General features: G+C 52.5%; 14 protein-coding genes. 2 read left to right on the forward strand and 12 right to left on the reverse strand.

From position 1 onward, the window contains the following. Position 1: 1 nt before the first annotated feature. The 6 genes from C163_RS27060 to wecB form a co-directional block, all read right to left on the reverse strand. Positions 2 to 1,153: a glycosyltransferase gene (locus C163_RS27060; RefSeq protein WP_155951610.1), complete on the reverse strand. Its 1,152-nt coding sequence runs from the start codon at positions 1,151 to 1,153 to the stop codon at positions 2 to 4. 8 nt (positions 1,154 to 1,161) lie between these two features. Beyond that, a complete protein-coding gene (locus C163_RS26250; RefSeq protein ID WP_081742242.1) occupies positions 1,162 to 1,818 on the reverse strand; it encodes a CatB-related O-acetyltransferase in 657 nt (218 codons plus the stop codon). 17 nt (positions 1,819 to 1,835) lie between these two features. Next, positions 1,836 to 5,585 carry an FkbM family methyltransferase gene (locus tag C163_RS06680; protein ID WP_038407984.1) on the reverse strand — a complete coding sequence of 1,250 codons (3,750 nt, stop codon included), beginning with the start codon at positions 5,583 to 5,585 and terminating at the stop codon, positions 1,836 to 1,838. 1 nt (position 5,586) lies between these two features. Continuing rightward, the gene (locus C163_RS06685) at positions 5,587 to 6,891 is read right to left on the reverse strand and encodes a nucleotide sugar dehydrogenase (RefSeq protein ID WP_025338136.1); all 1,305 of its coding nucleotides are present in this window, start codon (positions 6,889 to 6,891) and stop codon (positions 5,587 to 5,589) included. A 65-nt stretch (positions 6,892 to 6,956) separates the two neighbouring features. Continuing rightward, positions 6,957 to 8,219: a UDP-N-acetyl-D-mannosamine dehydrogenase gene (wecC, locus tag C163_RS06690; protein WP_025338137.1), complete on the reverse strand. Its 1,263-nt coding sequence runs from the start codon at positions 8,217 to 8,219 to the stop codon at positions 6,957 to 6,959. After that, complete coding sequence (wecB, locus tag C163_RS06695; protein ID WP_025338138.1) at positions 8,220 to 9,356, reverse strand: non-hydrolyzing UDP-N-acetylglucosamine 2-epimerase; 1,137 nt, start codon at positions 9,354 to 9,356, stop codon at positions 8,220 to 8,222. 686 nt (positions 9,357 to 10,042) lie between these two features. On the opposite strand from wecB, the gene C163_RS06700 reads away from it, so the two are divergent. Next, positions 10,043 to 10,378 (forward strand): helix-hairpin-helix domain-containing protein, encoded by a 336-nt coding sequence (locus tag C163_RS06700; RefSeq protein ID WP_025338139.1) that lies wholly within the window; start codon positions 10,043 to 10,045, stop codon positions 10,376 to 10,378. A 548-nt stretch (positions 10,379 to 10,926) separates the two neighbouring features. On the opposite strand, the gene C163_RS26260 is transcribed toward C163_RS06700, so the two are convergent. Beyond that, positions 10,927 to 11,094: a DUF2897 family protein gene (locus C163_RS26260; RefSeq protein WP_010952850.1), complete on the reverse strand. Its 168-nt coding sequence runs from the start codon at positions 11,092 to 11,094 to the stop codon at positions 10,927 to 10,929. Between the two features lie 181 nt (positions 11,095 to 11,275). Between C163_RS26260 and pyrF the strand changes: the two genes are divergently transcribed. After that, the gene (gene pyrF / locus C163_RS06705; RefSeq protein WP_010952851.1) at positions 11,276 to 11,977 is read left to right on the forward strand and encodes an orotidine-5'-phosphate decarboxylase; all 702 of its coding nucleotides are present in this window, start codon (positions 11,276 to 11,278) and stop codon (positions 11,975 to 11,977) included. Positions 11,978 to 12,035: 58 nt separating this feature from the next. On the opposite strand, the gene C163_RS06710 is transcribed toward pyrF, so the two are convergent. From C163_RS06710 to C163_RS06730, 5 genes are all read right to left on the reverse strand, one after another. Beyond that, positions 12,036 to 12,866 carry an undecaprenyl-diphosphate phosphatase gene (locus C163_RS06710; RefSeq protein ID WP_025338140.1) on the reverse strand — a complete coding sequence of 277 codons (831 nt, stop codon included), beginning with the start codon at positions 12,864 to 12,866 and terminating at the stop codon, positions 12,036 to 12,038. Between the two features lie 415 nt (positions 12,867 to 13,281). After that, a complete protein-coding gene (locus tag C163_RS06715; protein WP_025338141.1) occupies positions 13,282 to 13,608 on the reverse strand; it encodes a hypothetical protein in 327 nt (108 codons plus the stop codon). Then, positions 13,605 to 14,120, reverse strand: coding sequence for a hypothetical protein (locus tag C163_RS06720; protein ID WP_025338142.1), 516 nt, complete (start codon positions 14,118 to 14,120; stop codon positions 13,605 to 13,607). Before C163_RS06720 ends, C163_RS06715 begins: the two co-directional genes overlap by 4 nt. 317 nt (positions 14,121 to 14,437) lie before the next feature. Further along, positions 14,438 to 14,713: a DUF3077 domain-containing protein gene (locus tag C163_RS06725; RefSeq protein ID WP_024086490.1), complete on the reverse strand. Its 276-nt coding sequence runs from the start codon at positions 14,711 to 14,713 to the stop codon at positions 14,438 to 14,440. A 672-nt stretch (positions 14,714 to 15,385) separates the two neighbouring features. Beyond that, positions 15,386 to 16,387, reverse strand: coding sequence for an NADP-dependent oxidoreductase (locus C163_RS06730; protein WP_025338143.1), 1,002 nt, complete (start codon positions 16,385 to 16,387; stop codon positions 15,386 to 15,388). Between the last annotated feature and the right edge of the window lie 101 nt (positions 16,388 to 16,488).

Genomic DNA, 16,488 nt, shown 5'->3' on the forward strand with positions numbered 1-16,488 from the left:
ACTAAATGTTAAGTATGACATGAGAGGCGTTGTCCGCCCCATTCACCATCCGGCATTCTGTCCGGCTGGCAGTATTGTTATTTTGTCCATCAAAAAGCTGGCTAACGCAGTTGAGAAACTCGCTTCTATCCAGCGGCTCGTTGAGCGCCAAGGTTCCAAATAGTGCCGCCATCTTCGCTCGTGTCACTTGATCATCAGATTTTGTAGACACGTTGGGGATAAGGATTGCCGGAACCTTGTGATAAACGATCTCGCAGACCGAATTATAGCCTGCGGCACACACCACCAGATCGAAGGCCGAGAAATACCAACTCATCGGGTAGACTTCGATATTCTTCACGTTAGGAAGAAATAACTGGTTTAGAGAAATAGGCGAGTGAGCGACACAGACTTCCACATCGCTACGGTCGTTAAAGAATGAAACGACCTGCCCCAATTGGCCGGAAATATCATTGATATTTCCGGCTCCGAGTTGAATAAGTACTCTTTTCTTGCTTGGTAGCAATCCGAGTCGCTCTATCGCAATCTCGGCGGGCAAAACCTCATCAGACCCACACATTACAATGGGTGGTACAAATACCACATTTTCGTTTGGGGCTGACGTTTCATCACCAACTTCGCCGGGGATAATAACGGAAGAAAAGCGCTTTACATGCTTTTTTAGTTTCTCATCAAGGGCCGCGCTCTTGTAAAGCCCTCTTTTTATCCAGACATACTTGATCGCCGGGAATCGTCGCATCGCTCTTAACAGCCCCTCGTAAGGGGCAGTTCCGTCAAATACAACTTTGGACGGGCGATACAGCGAAATCAGGCTTGAGAGCTGGGAAAAGAATAATCCATTCCATTCGCGCGAACCTACATCTCCCGCCAGGGCAAAAGGTGGCACATGAAAACAGGTAAACCCTTGACGAACAACCAAGGGCACACCGATGCTGGTGGTGAGAAATATGATTTTACTATCAGGTCTCTTACGCTTCAGCGCCTTTGCGATACCGAGTGCTCTGGTCAAATGGCCAAGACCAGCGCCATTTATTGCCAAAAAAATGTACACATCGTCGCTGTATGTTCTTTTGCGCAGGCAAAATAAACCAAATGCAAGGTCTAGCGCGTAGTCGCCGACCCTTTTTATCACTCTTATCAGTCTATCTTGCACGGACGGTCTCACAGCAGCACATGCCGGCTAATTTTCGCGGTCCGCCAATCATCCGGCCAAGACTCCAGCGTATCCAAGGTTTCATGGATGTTGGAAATGTCCAGGGCCTTGAGTCTTTCCGGATCAAATTCATGCCAGCGTACTTTGCACAGCCGGTCACGAACGGTCTCATCCTCGAATCGCCATTTCAACGCTTTTGCAGGAACGCCAGCGACAACCGAATAGTCAGCAACGTCTTTCGTCACAATCGAGCCAGCAGCAATAACGGCGCCATTACCGACCGTGACACCAGACAAAATTATTGCACGATCTCCTACCCAAACATCATGCCCTATTTGCACTCTGATTCTTTTTTTGTAATCCGCTAACTTGATACTGGAGCCTGTATTTGGCGGTGGCTGGAAAAATGAACTTGTAGACAAAAAACCCATTTCGTGGTGGCCTGAACCAATTATCACATTGCGACCAATAGAGCAGTAGCGGCCAATAACAACATTTGAGCGGACAAAGCCATCATTGATATAAGTGTGCATGCCTACACTGACACCTGCCTGTATTTCGCAGGTGCCCAGTGTTACTTTCGATTCAAATCGAAATGGCGAGCGGGGTATGTGCTGATCAGCTACAAACAACCCTCTTGCCTTTAATTCCTTGTTGAACGCCATTGCTTTTACCCTTTATCTCAGCGGCTAGCCATCACCATCTGCTGATGAATAGACGCAGAAACGTGATCTATATGAAGGCTTTGTGCCCGCAGGCGTGAACCGGTGCTGTAACTATTCCATATCGCTTCATCGTTGTACAAAGACTTGCAAGCATGGACAAATTCTTCGATGTTATTTACTTCTACTCCTGCAACCGAAAGCGCTTCAGAGTGAGCATGCAACATCGGTCGATAAATCGAAGGAATGCCTAAGCCGGCAGACTCGACAGGTATCATTTCGAACGTGGCGTGAGGCGTTAAGCATGTGACGATGCGACAAGATGAAATGAACTCGTCCCACGCTTGGCCAACGGTGTAAGGTATAACCTCAAGCCCCAAATCTCTGTCAATGTTCCCACCATATTGACGAACGGCATAGAGTGGAACGCCTGGCAGCTCCTTTCGTAGCGCGTCAAGCCAGTCAGCTATATCACCGCCAACCAACTCCCTGTTTAGCAACTTTTGCAGGTCGCCAAAGAATATCCCCTTGGTAGAACCAAATGTCGGCGCGGGGAAGTCTACGTCAAAGTCAATGGTTTTAGGCAGGCAAACCAAATTGCCTTCAAGCTCAGCGAAGGAAGGAAGGCTTTTAAGTGTATTGGTAAACACACAGGCCTTCACGCGATTGCCATAGGCAAGTTTCCAGGCCGAGAGCTTCTCTATAATCCACTCAGTTCGAGCAGGCATCGCATTGAAAGACAGGTTGACAAAAACAGATTTACCGCGTCCTGCGGCATGTTCAATCAGTTGCTCTACAAGGCGAAAATCTGGACGATTTGGATCTCCAGGATAGATCCAGACAATGTCGGCATCTTTGATGCTGGACACCTGACTGCTGTATTCAGTGTCGAGCTCCACGGGAATGACCCTGTGGCCGAATCGACGCAGAGCGCTGATGATCATTTTACCGGACTTGAGGATGCCGCCTTTTTTCCAGCGTTCTGTATCAACACGGCCAACATAAGCCACAGTCTTTGAATCGCGTGGCACAACAAGATCGGCGACGGGCGCGTTCCAGCTTTCATGTTCTGCAACCAGCTTATTTTGCAACGCTTTCGTATCAGCTTTTGAACCAGTCGATGCCATGGATTCCTTATGAATGGCCTTGTCATCTGGAATATCCAAAGGCAGCGCCTCACCGGCGTCGTGCTTCAAGACCACGAAAGGTATATTTTGCTCCTGACCCACCAGGGCAAAATAAATATCCGCCATATTAGATGTTTTAAAATCTTCATATTTTAGCTGGATAGTACTGGTGTGGAAGGCAGTGCATCCAGTACCCAGAACGTGTACTGCAGTGTCCTTGGGGCGTCCCGCTCGGAACGACAAGACACGCCTGGATGTTGGGGTGTAGTAATCTTCAAAGGGCTGCAGAATAAGCGATCCATGCCATCCGACTACAGACTTCCGGCCGTAGCGCTCAATACCATCGATACAGTGCTTGACATAGTACGGAGGATAGGAGATGTCATCATCACAGGTGAAGAAATATCCTTCAAAGTCGATGAGTCCATAGAATTTTCCACGATCGCCAACGTCGCCTTGATCATGAATTACGGTAATCTTTTCCCTTTTCAGGAAGTCCGGCACAAAGGAATAATCATTCAGGTAAATGTACAGTTCATCAACCTGGTCATAAAGGCAGTCTATGACATGACTCAAGGCCGTTCTACGGATTTCGATAGATGCAATACCGACCCGTATTTTATGCGCCGCTGCCGAAGTGGCTTTGTGCGAGCGTTCGTGTGCGAGCACAGGTGAGCGTTGTGGAAGATCTGAAGGCCGTTCTACTGCACAGGTCAGTGCAACACCTTGTCGTTCCTGAGCTGCACGGATTTGTCTATCCAGCTGGCCCGAAAAAACATCCCAGCTTTTTCGGGTAGAGACTAAACCAAATGTTGCCTTGTTGGACAAGGAGAACATATTGGTTTGCAATTTATGTAGCTTGCTATTAAAGCTTCGCTCCAGCGCGGCGTATAATAATTCCGACTTTATTTGCTCAAGTCTCAAGCGAGATGCCAGTTCCTGATTGCTCATCTCTATATGTGATATGGTCTGCTCAAAAGATGCTAATTTTTTTTCGGAAACAACATTGTTTTCTTGGAGGGAGTGTATTTGTCGCTCAAGTTTCGAGTTGTTCATATTTAAGGTGAGAATGGTTTGGTCGGAGTTTGCCAATTTCTGCTCAAAAGAACGACTAAGCTGCTCGTGCGTGAGAGCTTGCTCCTCGAGTTCAGTGTTGTGCTTTTTCAATGTGGCAATAATCTGTTCGCACACCGCTAACTCTTGCTCAGAAGACCGGCTAAGTTGCTCAAGCGTAAGAGCTTTTTCTTCGAGTTCAGTGTTGTGCTTCTTCAGTGTGGATATGGTATCTTCGCAAGCGCCAATTTCTTCCTCAGAAGTACGGCTAAACTCTTCGAGTAGCAGTACTTGACCTTCAAGCTCAGAGTTATTCATCTTCAAAGCTGAAATGGTTCGCTCGCAGGCCGCTAGCTCTTGTTCGGAAGAACGACTGGTCTCTTCAAGCAACAGTACCTGATGTTCAAGTGCTGAGTTGTTTGTCTTCAAAGCAGAAATAGTCTGTTCGCATTCTGCGAGCTCCTGCTTAGCAGAGAGAGCGGACTTTTCTAACAAGTCTACTTGCCCTTTGAGATCAGAATTCTTCACCTCCAAGACAGAAATGGTCCGCTCGCAAGCTTCTACCTTACGGTCCGAGGAATGATTGAGTTCCTTGAGCGCGACCACTTGTTGCTCGAACTCGGATTCAAGCTTATTGTAGCGACTCTCCAGTTCCCGCGAACGCTGTTCGTCCCGCAAGTGTTCATTAAGGTTGGCGACAACGCCCTCTAGCAAATGCTGTACGCCAGCGCTCGCACCTTTTAGTTGCTGAATATCAGCAGCAAGATCAGAACCGTCATGCTCAATTTTTTCAGCAACGGTCTTTATTGAAGAGAGGATTTTAGACTTGACGCCTTCCAGTTGTCCCTGAACTCTGCGGCGAGCCTCGTCTATATCGTTTCGCGAAAGGAATGGAATCATATCCCGATAGAGTGGCATATGATCTTCGTGCACAAAGAAGACAGTCGCAGTGTTCCCTTTTTGCCCAATGGGTGTATATCCATACCCCCGTAAGACTGCACTGAGTTCAATAAAAGATACGATTGACTGTGATTCGATAACTAACACAGGCCTGCAACGCTTTATCGTATTGGCCGCTCCTCGCAGTACGGCGCACTCAAACCCTTCCACATCAATCTTGATGAGCGCAATGCGGGAATCAGTAGGTAGCATGGTATCCAGCTGCGATATTTTGACACCGCCGCCATCTTCTTCCGTCAACCTGGACGCGCCCAGGTTGCTTGCATGAACATGCATGACGCCGCAACCTTCATTGGCGCCCAATGCAACATTAAATGCATGAACCTTGGATGCTACTCCATTGAGCTTTAGATTCTCGGATAGAAGCCCGAAACTTTCCAAGACGGGCTCAAAGGAGTAGACATCTCGACTCAGTATCCGAGAGAAAAATACACTGTGATTACCAATATTGGCACCCACGTCGCAGAAGGCACCTTCAGCGATGGGTAGTCTACTTATTTCGCTCAGCAGGTCTTCTTCATAGAAGTTTGCATTGGAAATAATTTTGTCTTTTATATAATCCGATCGCTCGGGGAATTTAAAAGCTATGGCTGCACCGTGATAATTAAACTCGAATACATTGTCTTTCATATTAAGCGCGCACCACATTGTCTGCAGTGGTTTTAAAGCGCCCGCGACAGTCGATAACGAGCTGAGCGCTAGAGCCTATAAGCTCAAAGTCAAAGCAGTCATGATCCGTAGCAAGAAGAACGCAGTCATACGATGCTATGTTTTTCGCAGACAGGGGCACTGTGCTCAAGTCAAAGCTGTGTTCTTTCGTGTAGGGGAATACCGGAACGTGCGGATCGCTGTAATTTATAATAGCACCAAGCTCACGCAGCTTTTCCATCATGAAAACAGACGGAGATTCGCGCATGTCATCTACGTTTTTCTTGTATGCAATTCCGAGAACCAGGATCTTGCTGCCTTTTACAGACTTCTCTCGATTGTTGAGTGCACCTGTCAACTTGGAGATCACGTAGTCAGGCATTGCTGAGTTAACCTCACCGGCTAGCTCAATGAAACGAGTGTGCAAACCATATTCGCGGGCCTTCCACGTCAGGTAGAAAGGGTCAATAGGAATGCAATGTCCACCCAGGCCAGGCCCAGGATAATAGGGTACGAAACCGAAGGGCTTGGTTGCCGCCGCACGGATGACTTCGTGAATATCGATATCCATCTTGTCAGCTACAATCTTCATTTCGTTAACCAAGCCGATATTCACAGCTCGGTGGATGTTCTCGAGCAGCTTGGTCATTTCAGCAGCACGGGTACTGGAAACAGGTACTACATGATCGATAACCTGTCCGTACAGAGCCATCCCTACCTCTTGGCAGGAAGTGGTATGCCCACCGCACACTTTTGGGATTGTACGCGTGGTGAAATTCGGGTTGCCCGGATCCTCACGCTCTGGCGAGTAAACCAGGAACACATCTTCGCCCACCTTGTAGCCACGCGATTCAATACGCGGTAGCAATTCTTCTTCCGTGGTGCCTGGGTAAGTCGTGCTTTCTAATGAAACCACGTGCCCGACGCGGAGATGGGGGACTAGCGAATCAGTGGTATCCAGTACGTAACTCAGATCTGGCTCACGGTATTTGTTCAGCGGCGTAGGCACACAGAGAATGAGTGCGTCTACTTCACTGGCAAGCGAGAAGTCAGTAGTAGCCTTGAAGCCCTGTTCTACCGCGCGGGCGATAGAGGCTGCCGGAATGTGCTCAATGTAACTGGTGCCACCTTCGATATGATCGATCTTCGATTGATCGATATCGAAACCCACTACCTTGTAGCCAACCTCAGCATATCGTAGCACCAAGGGTAGGCCTACATAGCCAAGCCCGACGATACCGATGACGCCAGTCCTGTCATTAAGTTTTTCCAGAAGCCTCTGCTTCATTATTTACTCCGTGTTAATTGATTCGGGCTCGCGCCCAATAGAAAAGATAATAATTGAAACTGACGTTAGGCGAATACGCCTCGCGTATCCAAAAGCCGCTGCTCCTGCCGCAGGTTGAACAACTGCGGCGAGAAGGTCTTATGGTCGACCAGCAGCAATAGAATATCTGCCTCCATGGCCGCCGTAAGCTCAATCAAAGGAACCTCCGCTTCAAACAAGATATCCGGAGCCAACGCAATATTTGGCTCAACTGCCACTATTCGTCCAGGAAACAACTTGGCAAGCTCGAGCGTAATTGCCAATGCCGGGCTTTCACGTAAATCGTCAATGTCTGCTTTGAAGGCTAGGCCCAGACAAGCTATCTGGATGGATTCTCTTTTTTTTCCAGTAATAGAGCTTACTTCATCGATCAGGCTCTGAGCCTTATTGATTACCCAAGCTGGCTTCCCATCGTTTACTTCGCGCGCCGTACGTATCAGTGGAGACAGTTCGGGAGCCTGATTTACAATAAACCAGGGGTCTACTGCGACACAGTGCCCTCCCACTCCCGGTCCAGGCTTTAATATATCTACCCGCGGATGCCTATTCGCCAGGCGAATTAACTCCCATACATTGACACCTAATCTATCGCAAATAACTGACAGTTCATTGGCGAAAGCAATATTGACGTCGCGAAAGCTGTTCTCAGTCAGCTTGCACATTTCAGCAGTACGAGCGTCGGTAATGACGCACTCAGCTTCAACGAATATATTATATAGGCTGGCAGCTACTTCAGAGCAACGCGCAGTTATGCCACCAATCACTCTATCGTTATGTACTAACTCACGCAGGACACGCCCTGGCAATACACGCTCGGGGCAATGCGCAATACGAATATCCGACGCCTCTCCTGCATCCTGTGGGAACGATAGATCCGGACGAGCATCTGCCAGCCAGGTGGCCATTTGCTCAGTCGCTCCTACTGGCGAGGTGGATTCGAGCACGACCAGATTACCTTTTTTCAACATCGGCGCGATGCTTTTGCTCGCGGCTTTGATAAAAGACAAATCCGGCTCATGTTTTTCATTAAAGGGAGTAGGTACCGCAATTAGAAATGCGTCAGCTGGTTCAGCTACTGATGTGGCACGTAGATAACCCTCTGTCACAGCTGCATGCACGAGCATGTCGAGATCAGGCTCGACGATATGAACTTCGCCGCGATTGATCGCCTCTACTGCCTGAAGGTTGACATCGATACCTACTACTTTTATTTTTCGAGATGCCAATACAGCTGCGGTGGGCAAACCAATGTAGCCCAATCCAATCACGGCGATGGTGCCCAGATTCATTTACTGCCTCTTAACCAATTTGCTTAAGGAGTCGATAATTCGCGAGCATGCTTTTCCATCTCCATATGGATTATAGGTTTGGCTCATGGCTCTATATGTATCGTTATCGGTCAGCAAAGTATTTAATCCATCAACAATTGCGTTTACACTCGTGCCCACCAGTTTTACGGTGCCGGCTGCAACTGCCTCAGGTCGCTCTGTGGTTTCACGCATTACCAGTACAGGCTTACCTAGAGAAGGAGCCTCCTCTTGAATGCCACCCGAATCAGTGAGAATCAGATATGCCTGGTTCATCAGATAGACAAAGGGAAGGTAATCGAGCGGTTCAATCAGGTGCACATTGTCGATAGCGCCTAATAAGCGATTGACTGGCTCTCGTACATTAGGATTCAAATGCACCGGGTAGACGATTTCAGTGTCAGGAAAGCGTTGCGCAGTCTGTACTAAGGCTTGGCAGATACGTTCGAAGCCGTCACCAAAGCTTTCTCGCCGGTGCCCGGTGACCAGAACTAACTTGCGTTCCGGGCGTATAAATTCAAAGCGTGAGGCGAATTGTGCTTTGAGCTCAACATTTGTATCCAGCTTGGCGACTACCTGCAAGAGCGCATCGATCACGGTATTGCCTGTCACGGCAATGCTCTGAGGGTTTACTCCTTCTCTCAACAGGTTATCGCGCGAAGTCTCGGTAGGTGCGAAGTGCAGTGAAGCAAGTGCTCCAGTTAGTTTACGGTTGCCCTCTTCTGGCCAAGGGGAATAAATATTGCCAGTACGCAGGCCAGCCTCGACATGGGCAACCGGAACCTGCTGGTAATAGGCGGCGATGCTGGCTGCAAATGTAGTGGATGTATCGCCGTGCACCAACACCACATCTGGCTTGAACTCGGTCAGGACAGGTTTCAGACCCTGCAGGATGGCAGTGGTCACATCAGTCAGGTCCTGACCGGGCTTCATGATGTTCAAGTCGTAGTCGGGCTTGATCTCGAACAGCCCTAGAACCTGGTCAAGCATCTGGCGGTGCTGCCCCGTTACGCAGACGCGCGACTCGAAACGATCGTCCTGGGCAAGTTTGAGGGCCAGCGGTGCCATTTTGATGGCTTCTGGGCGGGTGCCAAATACGATGAGGGTCTTCAGGGACACGGCGAGGGTCTTCTGTGTGAGTCAAGGCGGCTGAAACGGGTGCTACGGGTGACGATTTCGAGTGTTACTCAGTGCGGCCTAGGGTGGCCTGGCTGGCGTAGCACGTTCGAAAACGGGCTTGGCCAGTGGGAGGAGGTGAAAAAAAATTCATTCGGCTCGGATCCTTCAAGCGAAGCGGTTGTCCTAAGGCCGCAAATTTATCATTTCGTCATCATTATGACATCCCATTATGGCACGATTTTTTTCCCCCTGATCCAGCGAATTGGTGATAATAATCGAGCTATTGGATCATAAATCGCATTTATTTATCTGATAAAACGATTGTTTGATGTCATACAGGCATCGTGCCAACGATATCAATATGACCATCGTATGCGACGAACGGGTGGGGGCCTTGCGCTGCAAGGCCTTTAGGAAAAGCAACAGCTTTTGGTCTGAATGAAACCCAGGTTAAACGGGAATTTACCTGGCGGCGATTTGCTATCGCTTTTTTTTCATGAAGTTAACTCGAAATATGGCTGAACGCCATCATTTTTGGGTGGTCGAAGCTGGTTTTCTTAATGTTTGATCTGGTTACGTTTAAACAGGCCAAGTGGCTGTTTGGATAACCTCAGAACCGCTAGGGTTGATTGCGCAGCCGAGGGAAAACGGCTGCTGAAAAATGACCAACCCAAGGAGTGTTCACCATGCGTAATAAACTTCTGTCGTCCCTGCTGCTTCCGCTGTTCGCCAGCCTGTCGTTCTCCATTAGCGCCGCCCCGGCCAGCGTCACGGCGGCGGCCGAGCCGGTGCCGGTGGTGGCCCAGGAGCACGCGCAGCAGGCGCCGCGGCTGGACCTGAACAAGGCCGATGCACTGACCTTGCAGAAGGAATTGAATGGCATAGGCAAGGCCAAAGCCGAGGCGATAGTGGCCTACCGTGAGGCCAATGGGCCGTTTGCTTCGGTGGATGAGCTGCTGGAGATAAAGGGGATTGGTAACGCACTGTTGGAGCGTAACCGGGACAAGGTGATGGTGGAGTAAGCGGGGAGGGGCTGGGGCTTTTTGCCCTGGCCCTTTTTGTTGAAAGTTTGACGTTATAAAGGTTTGACTCTTTAACCTGTTGAAAATGAAAGGGTCGTATTTTTTATTAGCTTGCTATGTTTCAGCAGGCTATCTAGTTGATAACTTTTGATGCGGTCGTTGTAGCAGCGGTCTTGTGCCGCGAGCGGGGTGCGCAGCGCACCCGGGATTCAGCTTCGCCGCGTATATTGCCGGGGCTGCTTTGCAGCCCTTTCGCGACGCAAGGCCGCTCCCACAGGTACGGTGCAGGCCTGGGGGGTTATGGTGTTCCTGTGGGAGATCGTCGAGCTTTTGGGCTGCGCTGTCGCGCGGAGAACTGATGCTGGCAGGCGCTCAGCGTACCTTGTGGGAGCGGGCGTGCCCGCGAAGAATCCTGCGCGGTGCATGGCACCGGCTGCGCCGGTGTTCGCGGGCACGCCCGCTCCCACAGGGGGCCCTGCTAAATCAGTCAGTTATGTGAAGTTCTGTGGGCGCAGCTGGCCAGCCAGCGTGCTTGATCGCAGGGCGTGTCAGCGGTCTTGTGCATCCTTGGCATCCGCTTCGGCATTGCGCTCATGCACTTTGCGCAGCTGTTCTTCGGTCAGTGGCAGTTTCTTTGCCGTATCGCGCAGCAGCATCAGCCCGCCGACGATCGAGCCGAGGGCTATGATGAGTATCAGCCAGGCATACCAGGGCATTGTCGTTCTCCTTTGCTGGTGATGGGCAGCGCTTGTACAAATGTTGAGCAATTGCCCGTTCCGTTGGTTCAATTATAGGAGCCAGCCACTGTCGGGCCAATTCCGTGACCCGCGGCCCCCAAAGCTTGTGCCACTTCGTTTACAATGCGCGCCGTTTTCGACTTGCCAAGAGACCCTGCCCATGTCCGCCTGCCAGACGCCCCTGATCGTCGCCCTGGATTTCCCTACCCGTGAGGCCGCCCTGAAGCTGGCTGACCAGCTTGACCCTGCGCTGTGCCGGGTGAAGGTTGGCAAGGAGCTGTTCACCAGCAGCGCTTCGGGCATTGTCGAAACCCTGTGCGACAAGGGCTTCGAAGTGTTCCTGGACCTCAAGTTCCACGACATCCCCAACACCACCGCCATGGCGGTGAAGGCCGCGGCCGAGATGGGTGTATGGATGGTGAACGTGCATTGCTCCGGTGGCCTGCGCATGATGGCGGCCTGCCGTGAAGAGCTGGCCAAGCGCAGCGGCCCGCAGCCGTTGCTGATTGGTGTGACCGTGCTGACCAGCATGGAGCGTGAAGACCTGGCCGGCATCGGCCTGGATGTCGACCCGCAAGAGCAGGTGCTGCGCCTGGCGGCGCTGGCCGAGAAGGCTGGCATGGACGGTTTGGTGTGCTCGGCGCTTGAGGCCCCGGCACTGAAGGCGGCGCACCCGTCGCTGCAGCTGGTGACCCCGGGCATTCGCCCGGCAGGCAGTGCGCAGGATGACCAGCGCCGTATCCTCACCCCGCGCCAGGCACTGGATGCAGGTTCGGACTACCTGGTGATCGGCCGCCCGATCAGCCAGGCCGCCGACCCGGCTCAAGCGCTGGCAGCGGTAGTCGCTGAAATACGCGGCTGAACCTGACCAATGAAAAAGGGCTGCGGATGCAGCCCTTTTTCATTTTTGTGTCGTGCTATCAGCCCTGAGCTGTCGACCAGTCGATCCAGCCGAACTGCCAGGTAGCCAGGATCAATAAACCGAAGGCGATGCGATACCAGGCAAACGTCGCGTAGCTGTGGTTGGCGATGAACTTGAGCAGCGCACGCACGGCGATCATGGCGAAGATGAACGAGGTCACGAAGCCGATGGCGAACACCGGCAGGTCGCCGGGCTGGAACAGCTCACGGTACTTGTAACCCGAATACACCGCTGCGCCGACCATGGTCGGCATCGCCAGAAAGAACGAGAACTCGGTGGCCGCCTTGCGCGACAGGCCGAACAGCAGGCCGCCGATGATGGTGGACCCGGAACGCGACGTGCCCGGGATCATTGCCAGGCACTGGACGAAGCCGATCTTCAGGGCATGGCTCCAGCGCATGTCATCGACGTGGTCGACCGCCACGCGGTGGGTACGGCGTTCGGCCCAGAGCATGATTACCCCGCCAACCACCAAGGCCGTTGCCACGGTGATCGGGTTGAACAGGTAGTGGTGAATCAGGTCGGCGAACAGCACGCCCAGCACCACCGCTGGCAGGAACGCCAACAGCAGGTTGCCGGTGAAGCGCCGCGCCGCGGGCTGACTGGTCAGGCCGAACACCACTTCCAGGATCTTGCCGCGAAACTCCCACACTACCGCCAGGATCGCCGCCAGCTGGATGATGATGTTGAACGCTATCGCGCGTTCACCGCCGAAATCTATCAAATCGGCAACGATGATCTGGTGCCCGGTACTGGAGATCGGTAGAAACTCCGTGAGCCCTTCAACCACTCCCAGGATGATTGCCTGGAAGGCAGTCCATAAATCCATTGATCCCCCCGTTGGAGCCGTGCTGCTTGCACGGCCCATGCTCTTGATTTACCTATGATTGCCGGTTGAGGCGGCGAAGATGTTGGTGCGCGCCGGATGCTACCAGAGCGACGGTGCGAAGACTTGTGTGGGGTTGTAACGGTGTGGAAGCGGCCTTGCACAAATTTTTGGCTTTGCGCAAGGCAGGCTCACATAGCAGAGCCAAGCTTCAGGGGCCTGCTCAGGACCTGTGGGAGCGTGTTCACCCGCGAAGCATGCGACGCGATGGATGGCACCGGCTTCGCCGATTAACCCGCTCCCACAAGGGAGGGCAAGCTTTGGACATTGAGCAAGCCAATAATCCCAATGGCGCAGCTGTTGGAAGTTTGTGCTAGCGGTTTCGTCCTCGAACTAAAGTACCCCTTGTAGCTTGAAATCAATAGTCGAAATCGTTCATGAATTTTTGGACATCGCTTTCCACATCGTTAGCGTTGGCGATGACCTCCTCAAAAAGTACTTTCATGTCTTTATAGTCTTGCTCTCTATCAGAAACGGAAAATGGCGTTGAGCCTGAAGCACCATTCAATCGAAACCAAAAGGTGGCGAGTTCTCTGTCTGGGTCGTAGTCAGATGAGATGAATAAGCTCATGTCCTTGTGGCTGGCTATATAGGAGCCGCCTTCCCCTTCGCGCCATTTCAACTTTCCGTTCCTGGTTTGAGTTAGAACGAAGTCCATAAATTTTGCAAACTGAACAGGAATCATACTGGCTCACCTACGTAATCATGTTTTGCGACTGAATGCGCCAAAAGATCATTTTGCATTCTTTTCAGGGCGTCGATCGTAAATTTGTGTGGGTGCTCACTGGCAGCCACATTGGCTTTCGGGTACTGGCTGGTATCGTACATTGGGTTGGGGCCAGTCTTTTTCCCCCTTGACTGGGCCACGTGTTCGTAGCTATCCAAAATCTCGAGATTGTCATGATATCGCTCGGGCGCATTACCTTTCGAGAATCGTGAAATATAGACTTGCTTAATTCTGGTAATGATGATGGTCGAAACCGCTTTCTTTTTTATAAGGTCCTCAAGCACAAGATTGATCAGCTCTTGGCAGGCTTCGGTTTCGCCATGTTCAATTTGTTGTTTAAGTTTGTTGTGTGAGGCCTCGGCGGCGCGAGCAACTTGGCTGGTCACTGAGCCAGTGCGAGCGATCTCAAGGATGGCCACAATTAAACCATAAAGAGTAATCCAAAAGCCTAAAAAGCCAAGAGTATTCACCGCGTTTTCAGTCAGTGTTGGGTAATTGATTTTTACGATGATTGAGATAATCGAAGGCTAAGAGTACTAAGGCGTATATCCATCGATTTAGAGGCTTTCCTTTCATTACTTGCATTCCAGTAGTTGAAGTGCGCCTAGCCAAGCAAGCGGTAAGTATAGACCTGTCAAGGCACAGACTCCATATGCAAAGGGGGGCCACCGATGTCAGGAGTTTCCGAGTTTATGATTGGCTATGAAAAAACCATGCCTTCCTCAGAGTCATAGGTTTCTAAGCAGGCCCAGCTCCTGTGCGGCCTCTGCTGCCAAGGTTTTGCAGGTCAGTGCAGCTTGTTCTTGGCCAGTTCGATGTCGTTCATCAGGGCCTTGGCGATGGCCAGCAGGTAATCGGCGGAGCCCAGCAGCTTGTGGTCATCCTCCATGTCGCCTTCGCGCACAAGGTGCTTGATGTAGCCCAGCAGGACTGACACATGCTCGTAGGCATCATCGATCGGTATGCCGGGTTGTACGCGGAGCAGGTCCAGGGTGGGGTTGCCGGCTTCGAGGAAGGTTTCCAGGCCTGCGGTTAGGATGGGGGAGGGGGTGTACTTTTTCATGGTTAAAATCCAGTGCGTGACGAGGAGCAACCACCCGGATCTTTCTCACGGACAAAGGTGGCAGCCATTGCGCAGGGTGAGAAACCGGTGCACTGACGCCGGCCAAGCCGAAGCCTGCCCGCGAATGGCTGCCATTGAACAGTGGAGCAGCAGTGCATAACAGGTTCTCACACCCGGTCACCAACATGGCGACCCGGTGAAGTTATCCCTGAGGGATTTCCCCGACAATTCAGCTGCTTCCGATCGCTGCGTAGGATAGTTCGCTTGCTGCTTCAAGCTGAAGCGGTGAGGGCAAGGTTCAGGAAAGTCTGACGATTCTGGAGGGGCTGACAGGTGTACGCCTCAAGTGCCTTAGCGCCTGTCAGATCGAGCGCCGCCCGCGCGGCGCTTCGCGGGGCAAGCCCGCTCCCACATTTGTTGCAACGTGGCCATGCCTGTGAGGCCATGGTTGTCAGCCTTGTTGGCATGACTGGACTTCGATTTGGGCATTGATGCCGCCCCACCTGTCTCAAGACCTGCACCAAGGCAGGCAACCATGGCCTGGCAGGTTCGGCACGTTGCAACAAATGTGGGAGCGGGCTTGCCCCGCGAAGCGCCGCGCGGGCGGCGCTCGATCTCACAGGCGCTGCAAAACCCAAGGCATACACCTGGACGCCCAATCGCAATCCCCAATCAAACCTTCAACACCAACTTGCCAAAGTTCTCCCCACTGAACAGCTTCAGCAAGGTCTCGGGGAAGGTCTCCAGCCCTTCCACCACATCCTCCTTGCTCTTCACCTGCCCGCTGGCCAGCCACCCGGCAATCTCCAGCGCGGCCTTGCCGTAATCCTTGGCGTAATCCATCACCACGAAGCCTTCCATGCGCGCGCGGTTCACCAGCAGCGACAGGTAGTTGGCCGGGCCTTTCACCGCTTCCTTGTTGTTGTACTGGCTGATCGCGCCGCAAATCACGATGCGTGCCTTGAAGTTGATGCGGGTCAGCACGGCGTCGAGGATGTCGCCGCCGACGTTGTCGAAGTACACGTCCACGCCTTTGGGGCATTCGCGCTTCAGGCCGGCCAGCACATCTTCGGCCTTGTAGTCGATCACCCCGTCAAAGCCCAGTTCGTCCTTCAGGTACTGGCACTTCTCGGCGCCGCCGGCAATGCCGACCACGCGGCAGCCTTTGATCTTGGCAATTTGCCCGACAATGCTGCCCACTGCGCCGGCCGCGCCGGAAATGACCACAGTGTCACCGGCCTTGGGCTGGCCGACGTCCAGCAGGGCGAAGTAGGCGGTCATGCCGGTCATGCCCAGCGCCGACAGATAGCGCGGCAGGGGCGCCAGGCTGGGGTCGATCTTGTGCAGGCCCTGGGGTTCGCCAGTGAAGTAGTCCTGCACGCCAAGGGCGCCGCTTACATGGTCACCCGGCTTGTAGGCGGGGTGGTTGGAGGCAACAACCTCGCCAACACCCAGCGCGCGCATCACCTGGCCCAGGGCCACGGGCGGGATGTAGGACTTGCCTTCGTTCATCCAGCCGCGCATGGCCGGGTCCAGCGACAGGTACAGGTTGCGCACCAGCACCTGGCCTTCGCCGGGTTGTTCGGCGGGCACGGTCTCGAAGCTGAAGTCGTCACGGCGCACGGTGCCGACCGGGCGTTTGGCGAGCAGGAAGCGGCGGTTGGTGTTGGTCATGGCGGGTCCTTGTGGGCAATGGAAGGGGGAGGCGTCAAATCTACCCTGTTGATGTAGGCAGGTCCTTAACATCACTGACAAGCATGGTAGCCCAACCGGTG

The sequence above is a fragment of the Pseudomonas sp. FGI182 genome, assembly GCF_000511325.1.
Lineage (GTDB): Bacteria > Pseudomonadota > Gammaproteobacteria > Pseudomonadales > Pseudomonadaceae > Aquipseudomonas > Aquipseudomonas putida_Z.

Excerpts from the sequence above, each read along its gene's own strand:
- C163_RS06730 (WP_025338143.1), bottom strand. The coding sequence starts at position 16,387 with ATGACCAACACCAACCGCCGCTTCCTGCTCGCCAAACGCCCGGTCGGC.
- C163_RS06685 (WP_025338136.1), bottom strand. The coding sequence starts at position 6,891 with ATGAAGCAGAGGCTTCTGGAAAAACTTAATGACAGGACTGGCGTCATC.
- C163_RS06680 (WP_038407984.1), bottom strand. The coding sequence starts at position 5,585 with ATGAAAGACAATGTATTCGAGTTTAATTATCACGGTGCAGCCATAGCT.
- wecC (WP_025338137.1), bottom strand. The coding sequence starts at position 8,219 with ATGAATCTGGGCACCATCGCCGTGATTGGATTGGGCTACATTGGTTTG.
- C163_RS06715 (WP_025338141.1), bottom strand. The coding sequence starts at position 13,608 with ATGATTCCTGTTCAGTTTGCAAAATTTATGGACTTCGTTCTAACTCAA.
- C163_RS26250 (WP_081742242.1), bottom strand. The coding sequence starts at position 1,818 with ATGGCGTTCAACAAGGAATTAAAGGCAAGAGGGTTGTTTGTAGCTGAT.
- C163_RS06725 (WP_024086490.1), bottom strand. The coding sequence starts at position 14,713 with ATGAAAAAGTACACCCCCTCCCCCATCCTAACCGCAGGCCTGGAAACC.
- C163_RS06700 (WP_025338139.1), top strand. The coding sequence starts at position 10,043 with ATGCGTAATAAACTTCTGTCGTCCCTGCTGCTTCCGCTGTTCGCCAGC.
- C163_RS26260 (WP_010952850.1), bottom strand. The coding sequence starts at position 11,094 with ATGCCCTGGTATGCCTGGCTGATACTCATCATAGCCCTCGGCTCGATC.
- C163_RS06710 (WP_025338140.1), bottom strand. The coding sequence starts at position 12,866 with ATGGATTTATGGACTGCCTTCCAGGCAATCATCCTGGGAGTGGTTGAA.
- pyrF (WP_010952851.1), top strand. The coding sequence starts at position 11,276 with ATGTCCGCCTGCCAGACGCCCCTGATCGTCGCCCTGGATTTCCCTACC.